This window comes from Alteromonas sp. KUL150, from assembly GCF_009811475.1.
Classification (GTDB): Bacteria; Pseudomonadota; Gammaproteobacteria; order Enterobacterales; family Alteromonadaceae; genus Alteromonas; species Alteromonas gracilis.
Genome location: NZ_BLIJ01000094.1, coordinates 1 through 731, shown reverse-complemented (window position 1 = coordinate 731; position 731 = coordinate 1). Strand labels below are relative to the sequence as shown.

Sequence of the window (731 nt, the reverse complement as noted above, 5' to 3'; positions counted from 1 at the left end):
TCCGGCTACCCGATTAGCTGCCAATGCAATCAGATGGCCGCATAGTAAAACTATGTAATTTTCCCCCATCACGGGTTACGTAGTTTGAAGTCACTGCAACACCCACCTTAGAAAAATAACTATTTTCATTTGAATTACAGTATTCATTTAACTGCGCTTCTTCAAGCGGACCAAAAGCTAAAATATCCTCGGATTCATCATGTTCAAGGATATACTCGTAAACAATTGTTCTACCTTCAAGGTGGACTCGATTTAACTTAGTAATGTCGTCTAGAAATATAGGTGTCATTTCATTCATCTGATTCACAACATCTTGTAATTGAGCGTCACTAATTTTTAACGACTCTTTCTGCAAAAAAGGTTTCCATACCGAATTCGAAATCAATGAAAGACTTCCGACAATAAGAAGAAAAATAACTACCGTCTTTGTTGTTTTGTCCATGCTCACCTTCTGGCAGCTAACTTTTGAACAAGGGGCGCAGACATGTGGGCTATGATGCGAAGCAGCCCACGTGTATGCGTCCCAGCCCGCGCAGCGGGCGAACTTGATTTTGTTGTTATGCGCGTTTTATACCGCAGCCATATTATACGGTGAGACATGCAAAGAGCCTTGATGTTGTCTCGTTTGCCACAAATCAAAAGCATTTTGCAAACGAAGCCAATGGGCCGCAGAAGGCTTACCGAAAACTAGTTCAAGACGAAGAGCCATCTCTGGGGTGATAGCCCCTTTA

Annotated in this window: 1 protein-coding gene; it reads right to left on the bottom strand. The window is 42.3% G+C overall.

The genetic code is table 11. The features are described 5' to 3' along the window. Positions 1-13: 13 nt before the first annotated feature. Positions 14-442, bottom strand: coding sequence for a hypothetical protein (locus tag GVO62_RS19190; protein WP_159120614.1), 429 nt, complete (start codon positions 440-442; stop codon positions 14-16). Between the last annotated feature and the right edge of the window lie 289 nt (positions 443-731).